We start from the raw sequence: 477 nt of genomic DNA, 5'->3' as shown, positions 1-477 counted from the left end.
GGACCCCGAAGACCTTGACCAGGGCCGTTTCCCATGCCGGTTCTGGCGCAGCGACGGCCGGCTGTTGCGCGTGCTGCCAAGCGTAATAGCCGCTGGCGGGCACGGCTACTACCTGGCAGAGCAGGCGCACCGGATACTGGCTCCGCTGCTCGTCGATGAAGCGGTAGCGGCTCATAGGTTGTCGGTCGCCGAGAAGATGGCGATGGCTTTTTTTAAAATGGCCAGTTCCTGCGCCTGCCGCCGGGACAAGGCCCGCAGCTGGCGCAATTCGGCGGCCGTAGCCGGGTCCAAATCGGCCCCGCGAGCGGCCGCTACGGGCGTCAGGGCTTCTTTCTGCCACTTGTAGAGTAGCTTGGCATTGATATTCAGGGCGCGGGCCGCGGCCTGGGTCGAGCGGCTCTCGCCCGCCAGACGCAGCGCCTCAGCGCGGAAGGCGGCATCATAACGCCGACGTTTAGGAGGTTGGGGGCTGTCCTT

1 protein-coding gene is annotated in these 477 nt (G+C 65.8%); it reads right to left on the bottom strand.

Translation table 11 applies throughout. The features are described 5' to 3' along the window. Positions 1-171 precede the first annotated feature (171 nt). On the bottom strand, positions 172-477 hold a 306-nt coding region (locus CDA63_RS20185; protein ID WP_088466236.1), incomplete at its 5' end, for a transposase.

The organism is Hymenobacter amundsenii, assembly GCF_002204745.1.
Classification (GTDB): Bacteria; Bacteroidota; Bacteroidia; order Cytophagales; family Hymenobacteraceae; genus Hymenobacter; species Hymenobacter amundsenii.
Note: the sequence above shows the minus strand (reverse complement) of the source record. Positions and strands in the feature narration are given on the sequence as shown.